Genomic DNA, 20,910 nt, shown 5'->3' with positions numbered 1-20,910 from the left:
TGCGGCCGCCCGGATGAGTAGGACTACGTGTCGAGGCCGTGTTCGATGGCGTAGCGGGCCAATTCGACGCGGTTGGCGACCTGCAACTTACGGAACGTCGCCTGGACGTGATTCTCCACCGTGCGGTGACTCAGGGACAGTCGCGTCGCAATCTGCTTGGCCGTCAATCCCTTTGCCACAAATCGCAGCACCTCGGTCTCCCGCTCGGTCAGGCTGGGCGTGGCCGGGCCGTCCTCCGGGCGTTGGGCGATACGCCGGTACTCACCGAGCACCAGTCCGGCCAACCCTGGGGTGAACACTGCGCGCCCCTCCGCGGTGGCCCGTACCGCCGCGGTCAGTTCGGCTTTCGACGCGCTCTTCACCAGATAACCGGTGGCCCCCGCTTTCACCGCCTCAAGAACGTCATCGCGCTCGTCCGAGGCCGAAAGCACCAGCACCCGCGACGACGGCGACACGGTGAGCACCTCCGCGGTGGCCGTGGCGCCACTGCCGTCGGAAAGGCTCATGTCCATCACCACCACGTCAGGCAGTACCACCCCGGCCCGTCTCCGCGCCGAAGCCACCCCATCGGCGGTGGCCACTACATCGAATCCCTCGTCGGCGAGGTCGCGTGCCACCGCGTCGCGCCAGATCGGGTGGTCATCGACGACCATCACCTTCAGTGCGGTCTCGGTCATCACTGTCCCTTCTCGACGGAGTCACGGCCCGAGGAGCGGGGCAGCGTGAGCTCCCATTCCGTGCCACATCCGGGTGCGGTGTTCAGCTGCGCCTGACCGCCCAGCCAATCCATGCGTCCCACAATCGATTTCGAGATACCGACATGACCTTCGCGGACCGCTTCGGCCAGTCGTCCGTCGCCGATACCGATCCCGTCGTCGCGAATACTCACCGTCACCGATTCGCCGAGATCCTCAAGCAGCACGAAAACCCGGGCGTCAGGTCCGGCGTGTGCGGCGGCGTTGTCCAAGGCATTGCCTGCGGCAGCGAACAATTCGTGCGCGGCATCGTGGTCCAGCAGCACGGGTTCGGCCGGCAGACTGACCGAAATTCGATCAGAGGCCCTGGACCGTAGAAGCGCGCCGATGTCGGTGACCCCGCCGGTGTGAACCTCCGGATCGGGTGCGCTGACCAACCTGCGCAACGCACGCTCCTGCTCCCCGGCCAGTTCGGCCAATTGAGCTGTCTCTCCACCGATTTCGCGACCCCGCCGCGAAACCAGCGCCAACACCTGAATGGCGCCGTCGTGCACCCGCCGGGACAACCGTTCCCGTTCCTCCAGCGACGCCGCCAACCGCACCGCACGCTCCAACTCGGCATGAGCCCGGCGTGCGGTCTGCGCAGCCATCCCTACCGCGAGGCCCACGGCCAGTTCGATGACGATGGTGGCGTTGCGCCCGAGATTGATGCTGACGTAGCCCTTCAACGCGGCGGCGGCGGCCATCACCGCCAGTCCGGCTCCCATCCCTCCGACCGGGCCGAATTGCAGGGCCGCCGAAATGGTGGCGTTCGTCGCCCACAACGTGGTGGGCCAGGACTGGTTGTCCGCGATCCAGTGCTCGGACGCCACCAGTTCGGTCGAGAGCATGAGGGCAAGAACGACCACGACCTCCGCAATCACCCACGACGGACGACGGCCGAACCCCTGCAGGTAGGCAATCGCACACACAACGCTCCACACGATCAGCACCGCACACAGCCCGCCGGCCACCACCGGACTGGTCAGGTCATCGTTGATCGCGATCTGAAAACCCAGCGCGTACAGGCAACTCAGCAACCGGAAGATCTGGGCGGCACGCCACAACGGGGTGACCGGGTCCGGGCTGCGCTGCATTGGCTCAGCATAAAGTCGCCGACCGGCGCCGCGGAGCACCGATGTCGCGCGTCGGCGCTGCTACTCGCCCCGGGCCACGGGGCGCGCCGGATCCGACGCCCACTCCGACCATGACCCGGGATACAGCGCCGCATCCACCCCGGCGGCAGCCATCCCGGCCACCGCGAGCGCCGCGGTGACCCCGGAGCCACAGTAGGCACCGATGTCCGCGCCCGCGGCTGAGTGATCTGCGAGCAACGCCTGCAGTTGGGCGTCCGCAGCCAATGTGCCGTCTGAGGAAAGGAACTGGGTACTCGGCAGATTGACCGCCCCGGGGATGTGCCCGGCCACTGGGTCGACGGGCTCGACGTCCCCGCGGAACCGCTCGGGTGCCCGAGCGTCAATCAGCACACCGATCCCGGACCCCGCCTCTTCTGCGGTGAGAGTGCGCCGGGCACCGCGATACAGATCGCCATGGACGACGTCGATGTCACCGGGCGCCGGCGTGACCGGGCCGCTCTGTAGCGCCCCGCCAGCCGCTGTCCAGGCAGCCAGGCCACCGTCGAGAATGCGGACGTCGTCGATGCCGGCCGCGGTCAGCACCCACCAGGCCCGGGCAGACCCGGCGCGGTTCCAGTCGTCGTAGACCACGGTGGGCACCCCCTTGCGCACGCCCCAACGACGCGCTGCCGCCTGCAGGTCGGATCCGGACGGCAGCGGATGGCGACCCCGACCGGCGACGCGGTGGTCCGTCAGCTCCCCATCCAGCGAGACATAGACCGCGGCGGGCAGATGGCCGCTCAGATAGGCCTGTTCACCGTCGGGCTCGGCCAGCGACCATCGCACGTCCAGCACGGTGACGGGACCCCCGGAGGCGATGCGCTCGCGAAGGTCACCGGCCGTGACGAAGACGTCTTCACGTGTGGAAGCCACACAGTCGACGCTACATCACCTTCGACAGAAACTCCTTTGTGCGTTCATGTTTGGGGTTGGCCATCACCTCGCGGGGATTTCCGCTCTCCACGATGACGCCGCCGTCCATGAACACCAACTTGTCGGCGACCTCCCGGGCGAAACCCATCTCGTGCGTGACCACGACCATGGTCATGCCCTCGCCGGCAAGTTTCTTGATCACCGCCAGGACCTCCCCGACGAGCTCGGGATCCAGCGCCGAGGTCGGCTCGTCGAACAGCATCAGCTTCGGATTCATCGCCAGCGCCCGGGCAATGGCCACCCGCTGCTGCTGCCCACCAGACAGCTGTGCGGGATAAGCGTCGGCCTTGGCGGCCAAACCCACCTGGTCGAGCAGATCCTTGGCGCGGGCCAGCGCGGCGTCCTTCTTCACCCGCTTGACGCGCATGGGCGCCTCGATGATGTTCTCCAAGGCAGTGCGGTGCGGGAACAGGTTGAAGTGCTGGAACACCATGCCGATGTCCCGGCGCTGCCGGGCGGCGTCCCGCGGAGCCATCTCGTGCAGCTTGCCGCCCCGTTCGCGATACCCGATCAGCTCCCCGTCGACGTAGAGGCGGCCCGCGTTGACCTGCTCGAGATGGTTGATACACCGCAGGAACGTCGACTTGCCCGAGCCCGACGGCCCGACCATGCACAACACCTCACCCCTGCTGACGTCCAACGTGACGCCCTTCAGGACGTGCAGGGCACCGAAGTTCTTGCAGACACTCTCGGCCCGCACCATCGGTTCGGCGGCGGCGGTCATGGATGTGGCTCTCCCATCTGGGCGTTGGCCAGGGCCTGCAGCTGCTTGGAGGTCAACTTGCGCGACGCACCACGTGCGTAGTGCCGCTCGAGGTAGTACTGCCCGACCATCAGAATGCTGGTGATCGCCAGATACCAGGTGGACGCCACCAGCAGCAGCGGGACCGGCTGAAACAGATCCACGCCGATATCTTTTGAGCGGCCGTACAACTCGAAGCTGTACGGGATCGCGGTGACCAGCGAGGTCGTCTTCAGCATGCTGATGAACTCGTTGCCGGTCGGCGGGATGATGACCCGCATGGCCTGGGGAAGCACCGTACGTCGCATCGTCATGGTCCATGACATGCCAAGCGCCACCGAGGCTTCCGTCTGCCCTTCGGGCACTGAGTTGATGCCCGCCCGGATGATCTCCGCCATATACGCGGCCTCGTTGAGACCCAGGCCGAGAACCGCCAGCCAGAACACATTCGGGTCAGACAGAGTGAACTCGAAAAGCTTCGGGCCGAACGGGACGCCGATCTGAATGTTCCTGTAGATCACCGGGACCAGGCCCCACAGCACCAACTGAACATAGATCGGGGTGCCGCGGAAGATCCACAGGTAGGTCCAGGACACCGCTTTGAGTACCGGATTCGGTGACAACCGCATCACCGCGAGGAGCACACCCAGCACGAGCGCCAGGATCATCGAATAGATGGTCAGTTGCAGCGTGTTCCAGGCAGCTTGCGAGATGCGTTGATCGAAGAGGTACTTGCCGTACGTCTCCCACCCGTACGCCTCGTTGGTCGCAGCGCCCCAAAGGAACAGCCCGATCAGGACGAGGATGAGGATCGCCGCCACCCAACGCCATGGATGTCTCAGCGGGACGGCGTCGATGGCGGCCGGCGAGGATTCATCACTCATCGGCGGCTCAGCTGGTCGCACCGTTGATGACCGGCTTCTCGATCATCCCCTTCTCCGCGCCCCAGTTCGTGGCCACCTGCTTGTACGCACCGTTGTCGATCAGGTGCTGAAGCGCCTGTTGCAGCGACGCTGCCAGCGGCGAACCCTTCTGGACCGCCCAGCCGTACGGAGCCGAGTCGAAGATATCCCCTGCGGCTTCGAGTTTCCCGTTGCTCTGCTTGATCGCATACGCCGTCACCGGCGAATCCGCCGACATGGCGTCGGCTTGGCCGAGCATCACCGCGCTGGTGGCGGCGGTCTGGTCGTCGAACTTGATGACGTTGATGGCGGGCTTGCCCGCGGCGACACACTTCTTGCTACGGGCCGGCATTTCCTCGGTGTCCTGCACCGTTGCCGTCTGCACTGCGATCTTCAAACCGCAGGCATCGTCGGGGTTGATCCCGGCACCGACCTTCTGCGCCCACGATGAACCCGCATTGAAGTAGGTCACGAAGTCAACCTGCTCTTCACGCTTCTTCGAGTCGGTGAACGACGACATACCGACGTTGTAGTTCCCGCCCTGCACCGACGGGATGATCTTGTCGAACAGGGACGCCCGGTACTCCGGGGTGAGGCCCAGAGTGGCGGCGATCGCATTCATCAAATCGACATCGAAGCCGATGATCTTGCCCGCGGGATCTTTGAATTCGTTGGGCGGGTACGTCGGGTCCGTCCCGATGACCAGCTTGCCGCTCGACTTGATCGGCTCGGGCACCGAATTGGCTATCGAGTCGACTTTTTCAACCTTTGCCGCCGTCGTCGATTTGGTTTCCGACCCACCGGATTCGGTGTTGTTCGCGCAGCCCGACATCGCGAGTGCGCCGCTGGCGGCGACCACCACCGCGAAACGCCACATCTTGCTTCGTCGGGGACGACATCCAACTGTCACGGTTGCCTCATTTCTCTGTCTTCGGCTGCGGTCGGGCTGTTCCAAAACGAAGAGGTTAACGGCCGCGGGCCGGGGATGCAGCGCCGGTAACGGAACCTTAACTACCAGGCTGCGACACCACAGCCGTAACGCAAAAACCGCGATCTACATCTACGTTTGTGTCAAACTGCCTGCATGGAAACCACTGCTGCCCCAAGCTTGTTGCCACATCTGTGGAAATCGACGCTGGTTTCGGGAATTCTCGCCGTCATCCTCGGCGTCCTGGCGTTGGTCTGGCCCGGGATCACCATTCTGGTTGCCGCGATCTTCTTCGCCGCCTACCTGTTGATCACCGGTATCTCGCAGCTCGTCCTGGCGTTCAGCATCCGGTCCTCGGTCGGTGGGCGGGTATTGCTGTTCATCGGTGGCGCCGCGGCACTCGTGCTGGCCGTGCTCTGTTTCGTCAGCCTGCAGAATTCGTTCGAACTGCTGGCGATCTGGATCGGTGTCGGGTTCATCTTCCGCGGTGTCGCAACGACGATGTCGGCCATCGGCGATCCCTCGCTGCCCGGGCGGGTCTGGGAGATCATCATCGGCATCATCAGCGTGATCGCCGGCATCATCATGTTCGTCGCCCCCATGGAGGGGCTGGTCGCCCTCGCTCAGGTCACCGGCATCATCCTCATCGTCGTCGGCGTATTCGAGGTGATCTCCGCCTTCGCAATCCGTAGCGAGGCCAAGAAACTCCACGCGGCAATCTCACACCAGGCGCCTCCGGTGACGTAAGACACCGGTCACGGTCGGCGCCTGGCCCGCGACCTTCTACTACACTCCGTCGTAGATTGGTCTGAGACCTCGGAAGTAGGGCCAGATGGACGCTTTGGACGTATCGCGGTGGCAGTTCGGAATCACCACCGTCTACCACTTCATATTCGTACCGCTGACCATTGGGTTGGCGCCGTTGATCGCCGTCATGCAAACCGCATGGGTGTTCACCGGTAACGACAGCTGGTATCGCCTCACGCGATTCTTCGGCAAGCTGTTTCTGATCAACTTCGCGATCGGTGTGGCCACCGGCATCGTGCAGGAATTCCAGTTCGGCATGAACTGGAGCGAATACTCGCGTTTCGTCGGCGACATCTTCGGCGCACCGCTGGCCTTCGAGGGCCTGGTCGCGTTCTTCGTCGAGTCCACGTTCATCGGTCTGTGGATCTTCGGCTGGACGCGACTGCCGCGTGCCGTTCATCTGTTCTGCATCTGGATGGTCGCCTTTGCGGTCAACGCGTCGGCGTTCTTCATCATCGCCGCCAACTCGTTCATGCAGCACCCGGTCGGGGCGAAGTACAACCCGGAGAGCGGGCGGGCTGAGCTCATCGACTTCGGCGCCCTGCTCAGCAACAACACCGCTATCTGGGCGTTCCTGCATGTCGTCGCCGGGTCGCTGCTCACCGCGGGCACCTTCGTCGCGGCCGTGAGCGCGTGGCTGATGGTGCGTGATCGGCGCAGGACAAACGCCGACAAGGCGGCTGCCGAGTCCACGGAGGCATCCGACGCCGCGGCCGCCGACGATTCCGCTGGAATGTACCGACCCGCAACGATTCTCGGCAGCCTCGTGGCACTGGCCGCAGTCGCCGTGATCTTCTTCACCGGTGACATTCAAGGCAAGTTGATGTTCGTGCAACAGCCGATGAAGATGGCCTCGGCCGAATCCCTGTGCGACACGCAGACAGACCCGGACTTCTCGGTCCTGACCGTGGGTACGCACAACAACTGCGCCAGCGTGACCCACGTGATCGAGGTGCCCTACGTGCTGCCCTTCCTTGCCGAGGGCAAATTCAGCGGCGTCACCCTGGAGGGCGTCAACGACCTCCAAAAACAGTACGAATCACGGTTCGGGCCCGGCGATTACCGGCCGAATCTCTTCGTCACCTACTGGTCGTTCCGGGCGATGATCGGCCTCATGGTGGTGCCACTGGCGTTCGCCCTGCTGACGCTGTGGCTGACCCGCCGCCGACGGCTCCCCGACCAACGGTGGTACGGCATCTTCGCGCTGATCACCCTGCCCACACCCTTCCTGGCCAATTCCGCCGGCTGGGTCTTCACCGAGATGGGCCGGCAGCCCTGGGTGGTGGTGCCCAATCCAACCGGTGACCAGATGGTTCGGCTGACGGTGCAACAGGGCGTGTCTGACCATGCGGCCGGCACGGTGTTCTTCTCACTCGCGGTCTTCACCCTCCTCTACGGCGTGCTCGCGGTCGTCTGGTTCTGGCTGCTGCGCCGCTATGTGACCGAAGGGCCACAGGAACACGATTCCGAGCCGGCACCGCCGACGCCTCCAGACGAGGACGAATCCGCCCCGCTGTCTTTCGCGTACTGAGAGGACTGATCTCAGATGGGACTCCAAGAACTCTGGTTCATACTCATCGCCGTCCTGTTCCTCGGATTCGTGGTTCTGGAAGGCTTCGACTTCGGTGTCGGGATGCTGATGGCCCCGCTCGGCAGCGCGGGCGAAGGCGATCCGGAAAGCCGCAGACGAGCCGTGCTGAACACCATCGGACCGGTGTGGGACGCCAACGAGGTGTGGCTGATCACCGCGGGCGCAGCCATGTTCGCGGCATTCCCCAACTGGTATGCGACGCTGTTCTCCGCGCTGTACCTGCCGCTGCTGGCGATCCTGTTCGGGATGATCCTGCGCATCGTGGGCATCGAGTGGCGCGGCAAGATCGACGACACCAAGTGGCGCAAATACGCCGACCTCGGCATCGCCGTGGGATCGTGGCTGCCCGCCATACTGTGGGGTGTCGCTTTCGCAATCCTGGTGCGCGGCTTGCCGATTGACGCCAACCATCGGGTGCACGCCGGGGTCGGCGACGTGCTCAACGCCTACACGGTGCTCGGCGGGCTCGCGACCGCATCGCTGTTCGCGTTCTACGGTTCGGTGTTCATCGCATTGAAAACCGCCGGCCCCATACGCGACGACGCGTTCCGGTTCGCCCGGATACTGACCCTGCCCGTGATCCTGCTGGCCGGCGGCTTCGGTCTGTGGACACAGCTGGCCCACGGCAAGCCATGGACCTGGGCGGCCCTGGCGGTCGCGGTGGTCGCACTGCTGATCTCGGTGGCATTGATGTGGTCTCGGTCGCGGGAAGGCTGGGCCTTCGTCGCCACCGTGGTGGTCGTGGCCGCCGTCGTCGTCCTGCTGTTCGGTGCGATGTACCCGTACCTCCTGCCGTCCACGCTGAGCTCGGAGTGGGGCGTGACCATCTACAACGGCTCCTCCACCCCGTACACGCTGAAGATCATGACCTGGGCGTCGTTGACGCTGCTGCCTCTGGTGTTGGTGTACCAGGGCTGGACCTACTGGGTGTTCCGCAAGCGGATTTCGGCAGACCGTATCCCCGCCCCCATCGGACTGTCTCGGCGGTCGGTCTGAATCTCTGGCGCGCGCTCGGTATCCGCGGGGCCGCCGGCGCTACGACGGGGTTACGGCGCTACCTGCTGGCGGCGGTGATCTGCGGCGTGACCATCAGCGCCAGCACCATCGCCGCAGCGGTGGTGCTGGCACACATCGTGGCCGCCATCATCGTCGACCCCGGTTCAGCGGCCGGCCACGGCAGTGCGCTGGTGGCACTGTGTGCGCTGTGGATCCTGCGCGCGGCCGCACACTGGCTTCAGGGCCGGCTGTCGCAGCGCGGTGCCACCGCGGTGATCGGGGAATTGTCCAGCCAGGTGCTGCGCTCGGTAACCTCGGCCCCGCCAAGGCAATTGGCGGCCGAGCGCGATGCCGCAGCCGCAGTGGTGACCCGCGGCCTGGATGGTCTACGACCGTACTTGACCGGCTACCTGCCCGCGGTGATACAGGCCGCCGTCCTGACACCGGTGGCGGTGATCGTGATGGCCTGTTACGACCTTCAGTCCGCGGCGATCGTGGTGATCGCGCTGCCGCTCATCCCGGTGTTCATGATTCTGATCGGCCTCGTCACGGCCGACCGGTCGGCCGCCGCACTGGCCGCGATGACGACCCTGCAGGCCCGACTGCTCGACCTCGTGGCAGGGATCCCCACCCTGCGCGCCGTGGGCCGGGCCGCCGGCTCGGCCCAGCGCATCACTGAACTGGCTGCCGCGCACCGACGCTCGGCCATGGCAACCCTACGGATTGCGTTCCTGTCCTCATTGGTGCTCGAACTGCTGGCCACCCTGGGCGTGGCGCTGGTGGCAGTCAGCGTCGGCCTACGGCTGGTCTACGGCGAGATGGACCTGTCCGCGGGCCTGACCGCCCTGTTGCTGGCTCCCGAGGTGTTCTGGCCACTGCGCCGTGTCGGCGCGGCCTTTCACGCGGCCCAGGACGGTAAGACCGCCGCGGAACAAGCGTTCAAGCTCTGCGAGACGCACCAACCCGCCGAAGGTGCGGTGCGCGTGGCGGACTCCGCTCCGGCGATCGAGTTGGAGGGTCTGGGGCCAACCATCGAGCCGGGCCGGGTCATCGTGCTCACCGGCCCCAACGGAGCGGGAAAATCGACTGCACTACAAGCCATTCTCGGTTTGGCCCCGCTTCCGTCCGGGCCCGTGCGGATCGATGGAGTGGATGTCGGTGACCTGGACATGACGGCGTGGTGGCACAGCATCGCCTGGCTGCCACACCGGCCCGTGCTGATCCCGGGAACGGTCCGAGAAAACCTTGAGCTGCTCGGACCACTGACCGACCTGGCCCGCGCCTGCCGCGATTCCGGCTTCGACGACGTGCTGAACGACCTTCCCGACGGACTGGAGACGAGGATCGGCCGCACCGGAGTCGGATTGTCACTGGGACAACGACAGCGGTTGGGCCTTGCCCGGGCACTCGGGGCCTCGGCACGGGTGCTGCTTCTCGATGAGCCCACCGCCCACCTCGATTCCGCGCTGGAACATCGGGTGTTGCAGGCGATCGTCGCCCGGGCCCGCGCAGGTGCCACAGTCGTCGTGGTCGGCCACCGGGATCCGGTGGTGGCGATCGGCGACGAGGTGATCACGATTGGTGCGGCGCATGTTTCGACGTGATCCGCTGCTGCGACTGACACTGGACCTGCTGCGGCCCCGGCTGAGCCGGCTGATCCTGGCCGGCGGCCTCGGAGTGCTCTCGCTGGGCAGCGCGCTGGCCCTGGCGGGCATCTCGGCGTGGTTGATCACGAGGGCCTGGCAGATGCCCCCGATCCTGGACCTCTCGGTCGCCGTCGTCGCAGTGCGTGCGCTGGGTATCTCCCGCGGTGTGCTCGGCTACTGCCAGCGCCTGGCCGCCCACGACACGGCACTGAGGTCCGCGGCCAACGCCCGCACCGGCTTGTACCGCAGGCTCGCAACCGGCCCCGACGACGACGCGATGCGGCTTCCGAGCGGGGAGTTGGTGTCCCGGGTCGGCAGTTCCGTCGATGAACTGGCCGACGTCGTAGTGCGGTCTGTGCTGCCGATCGTGGTGGCCACAGTGCTCAGCGCGGTGGCGGTCGGTGTCATCGCGCTCATCTCCCCCGGCGCCGCGGTGGTGCTGACGCTGTGCCTGCTGATCGCCGGCGTGGTGGCCCCGGCACTCACCGCCCGCTCCGTGGCCGCCGCGGAATCCGTTGCTGTCCAACACCGTGGTGACCGCGACTCCGCAACGATGTTGGCCCTGGAGTACGCGCCGGAGTTGCGGGTGAGCGGGCGCCTCGACGATGTCATCGCCACCGCGGAGCGCCACCACCGCGACTGGGGCCACGCCGCTGACCGCGCGGCCGCCCCGGCAGCGCTGGCCGCCGCGATGCCCAGCATCGCCATTGGTGCCAGCATCCTGGGTGCGGTCATCGCAGGCATCGCACTGGCCCCCACGACCGCGCCGACCACCTTGGCCATCCTGATGTTGTTGCCCTTGTCGGCTTTCGAGGCCACTACCGCCCTGCCCGACGCTGCCGTCGGGCTCACGAAGTCCCGCATCGCCGCACGCCGTCTGCTCGAGCTCACCGAGGGCGATCCCCTGGCCCGCCGACGTCCCACGGCACCTTCGGTCGACCTGCCCGACGGGGGCCGACTGGCCGTCGTCGGGCCGAGCGGCTCGGGAAAGACGACGCTGTTGATGGCGCTGGCCGAGCGACTCGATGAAACACCCGGACGTGCAGCGTTTTTCGCCGAAGATGCACACATTTTCGAGACCACGGTGCGGGACAACCTTCTCGTGGTCCGCGGGGATGTCACCGACACCGAATTGCTGTCAGCGATCGACCGTGTCGGTCTCACCGAATGGTTGGACGGCCTGCCCGATGGCTTGTCGACCGTGCTCGAAGGCGGTCACACCGCGTTGTCGGCCGGTCAGCGACGCCGGTTGCTGCTGGCGCGAGTGCTGGTGTCCGATTTCTCTGTCGTCCTGCTCGATGAGCCCACCGAGAACCTCGACGCCGCCGACAGCCAACGGATCCTGACCGAAATCCTCACTCCGGGTGACTGGTTCGCCCCAGACCAGACCGTCGTCGTCGCCACCCACCATCTGCCGGACACGCTCGCCTGCCCCGTCGTCCGCTGTCCGCAACCGGGCACCATCACCGACGGGTAGCCTCGCAGACATGACCGACGAGCGATCCAACCCATCCGGGTCGGAGGAGCCGCAGCCGACCGGGCCTCTCCCTCCGTCGGGATATCCCTACGGGCCGCCCCCCGGTGCGTATCCCGGGCCGTACCCGCCGCCGTACGGCGGATACCCGATGCAGCCCAGCCCGCGTGGGCCCGCCAACGGACTCGGCCTCGCCGCGCTCATCCTGGCCATCTTCGCGTTGCTGCTGACATGGACGGTGATCGGTGGACTGATATTCGGCATCGTCGCACTGATCCTCGGATTTCTCGGTCGTGGGCGCAGCCAACGTGGCGAAGCCACCAATGGTGGCGTCGCCACGGCCGGAGTCGCGCTCGGCGCCATCGCCTGTGTGGTCTCTCTGGTGTTCGTCGGAATCTGGGTGTACTTCGGCCAACGATGGTTCGACGATGTCGGTGGCCGGGACTACGTGCACTGCATGCAGCGGGCCGGCGACGATACCGTCGCACAGCAGCGGTGCGAGAAGGAGTTCGAACGGCGGATCGAGGATTCCTTCGGCGACACGCCGACCTCTACCCGCTGAACCGACTCACGTCGTGGCGGCACCGGGGAAGTACTTGACGATTCCCTCCTGGACCACCGTCGCGACCAGATGGCCCGCTGCGTCGAAAAAGTGACCGGTGCCCAGGCCTCGGGATTCGGCCGCCACCGGCGACGTGGTCGAGTACAGCACCCACTCGTCGAACTTGACCGGCCGGTGAAACCACACGGAGTGGTTCATCGTCACCGCGAAGATCCGGTCAAAACCCCAGGACAACCCATGCGTGGTGATGATCGAATCGAGCACGGTGGTATCGGAGGAGTACACCAGGGCCGCACCGTGCAGTACGGGATCGGAGGGCATGGTGCCCTCCGTCTTCAGCCACACCCGGTTGTGCTCGAGCTTGCCGCCCTTTTTCCGCATCACCCAGGACGGATCGTTGGTGTACCGCCATTCGATCGGGCGTAACGCCTCGACGAACAACGGCACCGTTTTCTCATAGCCGCGCAGCAATTCATCGATCTTGGGCAGCGTGTCCGGATGCGGAACCTCCGGAGCCGGCACGCTGTGCTCGAGCCCCCGGCCGGCGTTCATGTAAGACAGCATCACCGAGGTCAGCAGGTTCCCGTCCTGCATGACATCCACCCGGCGGTTGGCGAACCGGCGCTCGTCGCGCAGCCGCACTACATGGAACTCCAGATCCTTTTCCGGATCGCCACCGGCGATGAAGTGCGCATTCAGCGCACTCGGCGCGAGCTTGTGTTCCAGCGTGCGCCCGCCTGCGACAAACGCCTGCGCGATCATCTGGCCGCCGAAGGTGCGCACCGGGTTCTTGCTCGGATGCGAGCCGATGAACAGGTTGTCATCGACGCGATTCAGATCGAGAACAGCCAGCAGCTCCTCGAAATCCGGGTGTGTCAAGGAATGCCTTTCGAGATCTTTGGCGGCGCTGGTCGGCAGGCGACCGCTAGACGTCGTCCTCCCCGATGCGGTGCACGTGGATCAGATTCGTGGAGCCTACTGTGCCCGGCGGAGCACCCGCGACGATGACCACCAGCTCACCGCGCTTGTAGCGACCCAGATCCAGCAGCGACTTGTCGACCTGGCGGATCATGTCGTCCGTGCTCTTCATCTGCGCCACGATGAACGTCTCGGTGCCCCAGGTCAGGGCCAACTGGCTGCGGACCTCGGGCAACGCTGTGAACGCCAGCACCGGAAGCGGGGTGTGCAGCCGGGCCAGGCGACGCACGGTGTCACCGGACTGGGTGAACGCGACCAACGCCTTGGCGTCGAGTCGCTCCCCGATATCGCGGGCCGCATAGGAGATGACCCCGCGCTTGGTGCGAGGGGTGTGCGTCAGCGGCGGCACGCTCACCGAATTGTCCTCGACCGCCTTGATGATGCGGGCCATCGTCTTGACGGCCTCCAGCGGGTACTTGCCGACAGAAGTCTCGCCGGACAACATCACCGCGTCCGCGCCGTCGAGCACGGCGTTGGCGACGTCCGAGGCCTCCGCGCGGGTGGGCCGGGAGCTTTCGATCATCGACTCCAGCATCTGGGTCGCGACGATGACGGGTTTGGCGTTCTCCCTTGCCATCTGGATGGCGCGCTTCTGGACCAGAGGCACTTCTTCCAGCGGCAGTTCGACACCGAGATCGCCGCGGGCGACCATGATCGCGTCGAACGCCAGCACGATGGCCTCGAGGTTTTCGACGGCCTCCGGCTTCTCCAGCTTCGCGATCACCGGAACGCGCCGGCCAACCCGGTCCATCACCTCGTGGACGAGTTCGATGTCGGCGGGCGACCGGACGAACGACAGGGCAATGAGATCAACGCCGAGGCGCAGCGCGAATTCGAGATCCTCGATGTCCTTCTCGGACAGCGCCGGTGCCGTCACGTTCATGCCGGGCAACGACATGCCCTTGTTGTTGCTGACCGGGCCGCCCTCGGTGACCGTGCAGATCACGTCGTTGCCGTCGATCTGGTCGACCACCAGGCCGACGTTGCCGTCGTCGACGAGGACCCGATCCCCCGGCCGGGCGTCCTCGGCCAACCGCTTGTAGGTGGTCGACACCCGGTCGTGCGTGCCCTCGCAGTCGTCGACGGTGATCCGCACCGATTCACCGTTCGCCCAGTAGGTCGGGCCGTCTGTGAATCGCCCCAACCTGATCTTGGGGCCCTGAAGGTCAGCCAGCACACCCACAGCGTGGCCGGTGGCATCCGATGCCGCCCGAATCCGCTTGTAGGCGGCCTCGTGGTCGGTGTAGTCACCGTGGCTGAAGTTCAGCCGCGCGACATCCATCCCGGCCTCGACCAGCGCGCGCACCGTCTCATCAGTGCTGGTAGCCGGGCCAAGCGTACAAACGATCTTTCCGCGTCTGCTCACGTCATGTCAGCTTAGTCGTTGATCGATTCAGATGACGGCCAGAGGCAGGGTGCCGGGCCTCACCGGCGACGGCAGATCCGACTCACCCATCAGGTAGGCGTCCACCGCGTGCGCCGCGCTGCGGCCCTCGGCGATGGCCCACACCACCAGCGAGGCGCCCCGGTGGGCATCGCCGCAAACGAACACCCCGGGCGCGTCGGTCTGCCAATCCGAACCGCACGACACAGTGCCGCGCCGGGTCAGTTTCAGGTGCAGCCCGTCGAGCAGCGCCATGTGCTCCACGCCTTCGAACCCGATCGCCAACAGCGCCAGGTCGCAGGGAATCTGCAACGACTCGCCGACCGGGGTGATCTCGCGCCGTCCTTCCGCGTCGCGGGTCACCTGAACCTCGGCAATCTCGACGGCCCGCACGTGACCGTTTTCGTCGCCTAGAAAACGCTGCACGGCCACCTCGAACCGGCGCGCGCCACCTTCTGCGTGTGCCGGGGAGGTCCGCAGCACCAACGGCCACGTCGGCCAGGGAGAGAGTTCGTCGTCGCGGGTCTCGGGTGGCTCGGCGTTGTAGTCGAGCTGCGTCACTGACGCCGCACCCTGACGGTGCGCGGTACCCAGGCAGTCGGCGCCGGTGTCACCGCCACCGATGATCACCACGTGCTTGCCCGCCGCCGAGATCGGCGACGACGAGTCGCCTTCGCACTCGCGGTTGGCCGGCACCAGATGCTCCATCGCCAGGTGCACGCCGTCGAGCTCTCGTCCGGGCACGTCGTTGTCTCGGCCCCGGAGCGCGCCGACCGCCAGCACCACCGCCTGGTGACGCTGACGCAGCTGCTCGACGGTCAGATCGACGCCCACTTCGCACTCGGTGACGAATCGGGTGCCCTCGGCCCGCATCTGGGCCAGACGCTGATTCAGCACCGACTTCTCGAGCTTGTACTCGGGGATCCCGTAGCGCAGCAGCCCACCCACCCGGTTGTCACGCTCGTACACGGTGACCTCGTGGCCGGCCCGCGTGAGCTGTTGTGCCGCAGCCAAACCTGCCGGTCCCGAACCGACGACTGCCACGCTTTTGCCGGTGGAGATCGCGGCGGGCTGGGGTTCGACGGTGCCGTTCATCCAGGCGTGGTCGGCGATCGTCTGCTCGATGCGCTTGATCGTCACGCTGCCGCCGGTCTGCTCCTCGGAGATCGAGAGCACGCAGGCTGCCTCGCATGGCGCCGGGCACAGCCGTCCGGTGAACTCCGGAAAGTTGTTGGTGGCGTGCAGGCGGTCACTGGCCGCATCCCAACGTCCCCGCCGCACCAGGTCGTTCCATTCCGGGATCAGGTTGCCCAGCGGACAGCCCGCCTTGCCGGAATGGCAGAACGGGATCCCGCAATCCATACAGCGCCGGGCCTGCTGCGACACCTCGCCGGCGCGCGCGTTGGGATCCTCGCGCTCGTACACCTCGCGCCAGTCCCCCACCCGCTCCTCGACGGGGCGCTTGGCCGCCTCGATTTTGGGGACACGAAGAAATCCGGTCGGATCAGCCACGGCTGGCCTCCATGATCGCGCTGTCCACATCGCGTCCCTCGGCCTTGGCCATCCGGGTCGCCTGCAGGACACGCTGGTAGTCGGTGGGCATTACTTTGGTGAATTGCGCACTGCGCCTGGGCCAGTCAGCCAGAATCGAGGACGCCAGCGTGCTGCCGGTATGGCGAGCATGGGCGGCCACCACATCGTGCAGCCAGGCCAGATCTTCGGCCTCCAACTGCTGCAGCTGCACCATTTCGGTGTTGACCCGGGCCGGGTCCAGACCGAGCACGAAGGCGATGCCACCGGACATGCCGGCAGCCAGGTTGCGCCCGGTCTTACCCAGGATGACCACCCGTCCTCCGGTCATGTACTCACACGCATGGTCTCCGACGCCTTCGACAACGGCCAAGGCGCCGGAATTGCGCGCGCAGAACCGCTCACCTACCCGACCCCGCAAGAACACCTCACCCGAGGTGGCTCCGTACAGCAGAGTGTTCCCGGCGACGACGTTGTCCTCGGGCAGAAACAGCACATCGTCGGGTGGCCGCACGATCACCCGGCCGCCGGAAAGCCCCTTGCCCACATAATCATTGGCATCACCGATCAGATCGAGTGTGACTCCCGGCGGCAGGAATGCCCCGATCGACTGGCCGGCCGACCCGGTCAGGGTGACGTGAATGGTGTTGTCGGGCAATCCGGCCGCACCGTAGCGTCGGGTGACCTCTGATCCGAGCAAAGTACCCACTGTGCGGTTGACGTTGCGGACCGGGAGTTCCAGGCGAACCGGTAGCGCATCTTCGAGTGCGCCCTCGGCGAGTTGGATGAGGGTCTGATCGAGAGCCTGCTCGAGTCCGTGATCCTGGTCGCGCACCCGGAGCCGCTGAGTGAGCGTGCCGCCGTCGGCATCCGTCGGCAACGCGAAGATCGGGCTGAGGTCCAGCCCACGGCTCTTCCAGTGCGCCACACCGGGATCGGTGTCGAGTACCTCGGCATGGCCGACGGCCTCGTCGATACTGCGGAATCCCAACTCGGCCAGGTAACGGCGGATGTCCTCGGCAATGAAGGTGAAGAAGTTCTCGACGAACTCGGGCTTGCCGTTGAACCGTGCCCGCAGTTCCGGGTTCTGCGTGGCCACGCCGACCGGGCAGGTGTCGAGGTGACAGACCCGCATCATGATGCAGCCCGACACCACCAGCGGCGCGGTGGCAAAACCGAACTCCTCGGCGCCCAACAGTGCAGCCACGATCACATCGCGGGCGCTGCGCATGCCACCGTCGCACTGCACGGTGATCCGATCACGCAAACCGTTGAGCACCAACGTCTGCTGGGTGTCGGCCAGACCGATCTCCCACGGTGCCCCGGCATGCTTGAGTGAGGTCAACGGTGCCGCGCCCGTTCCACCGTCATATCCGGATATCAACACGACGTCGGCGTGCGCCTTCGACACCCCGGCCGCGACCGTGCCGACGCCGACGCTGCTGACCAGCTTCACGTGGATCCGGGCCTGGTCATTGGCGTTCTTCAGATCGTGGATGAGCTGGGCCAGGTCCTCGATCGAGTAGATGTCGTGGTGTGGCGGCGGCGAGATCAGTCCCACGCCGGGAGTGGAGTGCCGGGTCTTGGCGATGTTGGGATACACCTTGTAACCCGGAAGCTGGCCACCCTCACCGGGTTTGGCGCCCTGAGCCATCTTGATCTGGATGTCGGTGGCGTTCACCAGATAGTCGCTGGTGACGCCGAAACGCCCCGAGGCCACCTGCTTGACGGCGCTGCGCCGGCGCGGGTCGTACAGTCGGTCGACGTCCTCACCACCTTCACCGCTGTTCGACCGGCCGCCGAGGTTGTTCATGGCGATCGCCATGGTCTCGTGGGCCTCCGCCGAGATGGAGCCGTAACTCATCGCCCCGGTGTTGAACCGGGTCACGATCGACTCGACCGGTTCGACCTCATCGAGCGGAACTGGGGGCCGCAGTCCCTGCTTGAACTCGAACAGCCCGCGCAGGGTCCCGCCTTCGCGAGACAGCCGGTCGACCTCCGCCGAGTAGCGAGCGAAAATGTCGCGCCGACCGGTCCGGGTCGAATGCTGCAGCAGAAACACCACTTCCGGGGTGAACAGATGCAGCTCACCTTCCCGACGGAACGCGTACTCGCCCCCGACCTCCAGCCGGCGGTGCACCCGCTCGGTGGGGTTCTCCGGATAGGCGCGCCGGTGACGAAGCTTGACCTCCTCCGCCAGCACATCCAGCCCGACGCCGCCGAGCTGACTGGTGGTTCCCGTGAAGTAGTCGTCGACGACGTCACGGCTCAGCCCGATCGCCTCGAAGACCTGGGCGGCGGTGTACGACGCGACCGTGGAGATGCCCATCTTGCTCATCACCTTCACCACGCCCTTGCCGAGCGCCTTGACGTAATTGCGTACGGCAGTGGCTGTTTCGATGCCGGTGAGCTCTCCTTCGCGGATGAGGTCCTCGATCGACTCGAAGGCCAGATACGGGTTGACGGCGGCAGCGCCGTACCCGATGAGCATGGCGATGTGATGGACCTCGCGGGCGTCACCGCTTTCCACCACGAGCGCCACTTTGGTGCGTTCCTTGGAACGCACCAGGTGGTGGTGCACCGCGGAAACGGCGAGCAGCGACGGGATGGGAGCCCTGGTGTGGTCGGAATCGCGATCGGAGATCACCAGTGTGCGGGCACCTTTGGCAATCGCCTCGGTCGCCCTCGACCGCAGGTCATCGACCGCTTCGGCCAGACCTTCCCCACCGCGCTCGACGTCGTAGAGCGCACGCAGCACGGCGGTGCGTAAGCCAGGATGCTCACCGTCGTCATTGATGTGGACGATCTTGCTCAGCTCGTCATTGTCCAGAACCGGCCAGCGCAAGACGATTTGACGACACGACGCGGCCGAAGGCTCCAGCAGATTCTCCTCCGGCCCCATCACGCGGGCCATCGAGGTGACCACCTCCTCGCGGATGGCGTCCAACGGTGGGTTCGTCACCTGGGCGAACAGTTCGACGAAGTAGTCGTAGAGCAGCCGTGAGCGCTTGGAGAGCACCGCGACGGGGGTATCGGTTCCCATCGAACCGAGCGGCTCGCCGCCGGATGCCGCCATCGGCGTCAGCAGGATCCGCAGCTCCTCCTCCGTGTAGCCGAACGCGATCTGACGGCGCACCACCGAGTCGTGATTCGGCTGGGTCCGGGCCCGCTCGGGCAACGTACCGAGATCGAGCAGCCCGGCATGCAGCCACTCGCCGTAGGGTTCGGCGGCCGACAACTGCTCCTTGATCTCGTCGTCTCCGATGATGCGCCCCGCAGCGGTGTCGACCAGGAACATCTTGCCGGGCTGCAGGCGCCCCTTGGCGACGATCTCGCCCGACGGCACGTCAAGCACACCGCTCTCGCTGGCGAGGATGACCCGGTCATCGACCGTGCGCCACCAGCGTCCCGGCCGCAGACCGTTGCGGTCGAGTACTGCCCCCACCACGGTGCCGTCGGTGAACGTCACGCAGGCCGGCCCGTCCCACGGTTCCATCAGCGAAGCATGGAACTTCCAGAACGCGCGCTCCGTGGCGTCCATGGTGGTGGCGTTCTGCCACGCCTCCGGAATCATCATCAGCACCGCGTGCGGCAGGCTACGCCCGCCCAGATGCAGCAGCTCAAGCACCTCGTCGAAGGACGCCGAATCAGAGGCGTCGGGGCTGCAGATCGGCGACAACCGGCTCAGATCACCAGGAATCAGGGCGCTGGCCAGCAGCGCCTCCCGGGCATGCATGCGGTTGCGGTTACCCCGCACGGTGTTGATCTCGCCGTTGTGGGCGACGAAGCGGAACGGATGCGCCAACGGCCACGACGGAAAAGTGTTGGTGGAGAAGCGACTGTGCACGATGGCGATCGCGCTCATGCAGCGCTCGTCCCGCAGATCCGGAAAGTATTGCGGCAGCTGCATTGTCGTCAGCATGCCCTTGTACACGATGGTCCGGCTGGACAACGACGCGAAGTACACCGCATCGGCGCCCTGGCCCTGTTCGGCACGCTTGCGCAGTGGATAGACCTTGCGGTCCAGCTCGATACCGCTCGGCCGGTTGCCGTCGACCTCTGGTGCCGCGACGAACAGCTGTGCCATGTGGGGCATGCAGCCCAACGCCGTCGAACCGATCTCGGCGCCGTCCGGATCCACCGGCACCTCGCGCCAGCCGAGAACCTCAAGGTCTTCCTCAGCGGCCAGTGCTTCGATGCGGGCGCGCGCAGCACCGCGCGCGTCCTGATCCTGCGGCAGAAAACAGATGCCCGCGGCGAAACTGTGGCTGCCGTCGGCGGCAGAGGCCGGCAGTGCGAAGTCGACCACTTCAGTCAGGAGTTCGACCGGCAGCTGCAGCAGGATACCGGCGCCGTCGCCACTGTTGGGCTCGGCCCCGGCGGCACCGCGGTGTTCGAGGTGCTCGAGGGCGATCAGCCCGTCGGTGACGATGCCGTGGGAGCGGCGGCCCTGAATGTCGGTGATCATGGCCACGCCGCAGGAATCGGCCTCGTTGGCGGGGTCATACAGCCCCTGCGCATCTGGCAATGCCGAGAACAGCACTTGATCGCACCTCCGCAAGTCCGG

The 20,910-nt window shown here is 66.0% G+C and carries 16 protein-coding genes; 6 read left to right on the top strand and 10 right to left on the bottom strand.

The window, feature by feature from the left end; genetic code table 11:
• Window positions 1–23 precede the first annotated feature (23 nt).
• Genes A5779_RS29405 through A5779_RS29380 form a run of 6 tightly spaced genes read right to left on the bottom strand, consistent with a single transcriptional unit; the run spans window position 24 to window position 5,324 of the window.
• Window positions 24–677, bottom strand: a complete 654-nt coding sequence (locus A5779_RS29405) for a response regulator (RefSeq protein WP_064887240.1) — start codon at window positions 675–677, stop codon at window positions 24–26.
• Window positions 677–1,831 carry a MacS family sensor histidine kinase gene (gene macS, locus A5779_RS29400; protein WP_064887239.1) on the bottom strand — a complete coding sequence of 385 codons (1,155 nt, stop codon included), beginning with the start codon at window positions 1,829–1,831 and terminating at the stop codon, window positions 677–679. Before macS ends, A5779_RS29405 begins: the two co-directional genes overlap by 1 nt.
• A 60-nt stretch (window positions 1,832–1,891) precedes the next feature.
• Window positions 1,892–2,743: a sulfurtransferase gene (locus tag A5779_RS29395; protein ID WP_064887238.1), complete on the bottom strand. Its 852-nt coding sequence runs from the start codon at window positions 2,741–2,743 to the stop codon at window positions 1,892–1,894.
• Window positions 2,744–2,753: 10 nt separating this feature from the next.
• Window positions 2,754–3,506: an amino acid ABC transporter ATP-binding protein gene (locus A5779_RS29390; RefSeq protein ID WP_064887265.1), complete on the bottom strand. Its 753-nt coding sequence runs from the start codon at window positions 3,504–3,506 to the stop codon at window positions 2,754–2,756.
• A 17-nt stretch (window positions 3,507–3,523) separates the two neighbouring features.
• Window positions 3,524–4,429, bottom strand: a complete 906-nt coding sequence (locus A5779_RS29385; RefSeq protein WP_064887237.1) for an amino acid ABC transporter permease — start codon at window positions 4,427–4,429, stop codon at window positions 3,524–3,526.
• A gap of 7 nt (window positions 4,430–4,436) precedes the next feature.
• On the bottom strand, window positions 4,437–5,324 hold the full coding sequence (locus tag A5779_RS29380) for an ABC transporter substrate-binding protein (RefSeq protein WP_064887236.1): 888 nt from the start codon (window positions 5,322–5,324) through the stop codon (window positions 4,437–4,439).
• A gap of 207 nt (window positions 5,325–5,531) precedes the next feature.
• On the opposite strand from A5779_RS29380, the gene A5779_RS29375 reads away from it, so the two are divergent.
• From A5779_RS29375 to A5779_RS29350, 6 genes are all read left to right on the top strand, one after another.
• Window positions 5,532–6,122 (top strand): HdeD family acid-resistance protein, encoded by a 591-nt coding sequence (locus A5779_RS29375; RefSeq protein WP_064887235.1) that lies wholly within the window; start codon window positions 5,532–5,534, stop codon window positions 6,120–6,122.
• 85 nt (window positions 6,123–6,207) lie between these two features.
• Complete coding sequence (locus A5779_RS29370) at window positions 6,208–7,713, top strand: cytochrome ubiquinol oxidase subunit I (protein ID WP_064887234.1); 1,506 nt, start codon at window positions 6,208–6,210, stop codon at window positions 7,711–7,713.
• Window positions 7,714–7,728: 15 nt separating this feature from the next.
• On the top strand, window positions 7,729–8,769 hold the full coding sequence (gene cydB, locus A5779_RS29365; RefSeq protein ID WP_064887233.1) for a cytochrome d ubiquinol oxidase subunit II: 1,041 nt from the start codon (window positions 7,729–7,731) through the stop codon (window positions 8,767–8,769).
• A gap of 74 nt (window positions 8,770–8,843) precedes the next feature.
• Complete coding sequence (gene cydD, locus A5779_RS29360; protein WP_236734916.1) at window positions 8,844–10,373, top strand: thiol reductant ABC exporter subunit CydD; 1,530 nt, start codon at window positions 8,844–8,846, stop codon at window positions 10,371–10,373.
• Window positions 10,360–11,892, top strand: coding sequence for an ATP-binding cassette domain-containing protein (locus A5779_RS29355; RefSeq protein WP_064887264.1), 1,533 nt, complete (start codon window positions 10,360–10,362; stop codon window positions 11,890–11,892). The genes cydD and A5779_RS29355 overlap by 14 nt, the downstream gene beginning before the upstream one ends.
• Before the next feature lie 10 nt (window positions 11,893–11,902).
• Window positions 11,903–12,451 carry a DUF4190 domain-containing protein gene (locus A5779_RS29350; RefSeq protein ID WP_064887232.1) on the top strand — a complete coding sequence of 183 codons (549 nt, stop codon included), beginning with the start codon at window positions 11,903–11,905 and terminating at the stop codon, window positions 12,449–12,451.
• Between the two features lie 6 nt (window positions 12,452–12,457).
• On the opposite strand, the gene A5779_RS29345 is transcribed toward A5779_RS29350, so the two are convergent.
• Genes A5779_RS29345 through gltB form a run of 4 tightly spaced genes read right to left on the bottom strand, consistent with a single transcriptional unit; the run spans window position 12,458 to window position 20,886 of the window.
• Window positions 12,458–13,330, bottom strand: coding sequence for an acyl-CoA thioesterase II (locus tag A5779_RS29345; protein WP_064887231.1), 873 nt, complete (start codon window positions 13,328–13,330; stop codon window positions 12,458–12,460).
• A gap of 46 nt (window positions 13,331–13,376) precedes the next feature.
• Window positions 13,377–14,795 (bottom strand): pyruvate kinase, encoded by a 1,419-nt coding sequence (pyk, locus tag A5779_RS29340; RefSeq protein ID WP_064887230.1) that lies wholly within the window; start codon window positions 14,793–14,795, stop codon window positions 13,377–13,379.
• 27 nt (window positions 14,796–14,822) lie between these two features.
• Window positions 14,823–16,325 carry a glutamate synthase subunit beta gene (locus A5779_RS29335; RefSeq protein WP_064887229.1) on the bottom strand — a complete coding sequence of 501 codons (1,503 nt, stop codon included), beginning with the start codon at window positions 16,323–16,325 and terminating at the stop codon, window positions 14,823–14,825.
• On the bottom strand, window positions 16,318–20,886 hold the full coding sequence (gene gltB, locus A5779_RS29330) for a glutamate synthase large subunit (protein WP_064887228.1): 4,569 nt from the start codon (window positions 20,884–20,886) through the stop codon (window positions 16,318–16,320). Before gltB ends, A5779_RS29335 begins: the two co-directional genes overlap by 8 nt.
• Between the last annotated feature and the right edge of the window lie 24 nt (window positions 20,887–20,910).

It is taken from the genome of Mycolicibacterium peregrinum, from assembly GCF_001665625.1.
Lineage (GTDB): Bacteria > Actinomycetota > Actinomycetes > Mycobacteriales > Mycobacteriaceae > Mycobacterium > Mycobacterium peregrinum_B.
Note: the sequence above shows the minus strand (reverse complement) of the source record. Positions and strands in the feature narration are given on the sequence as shown.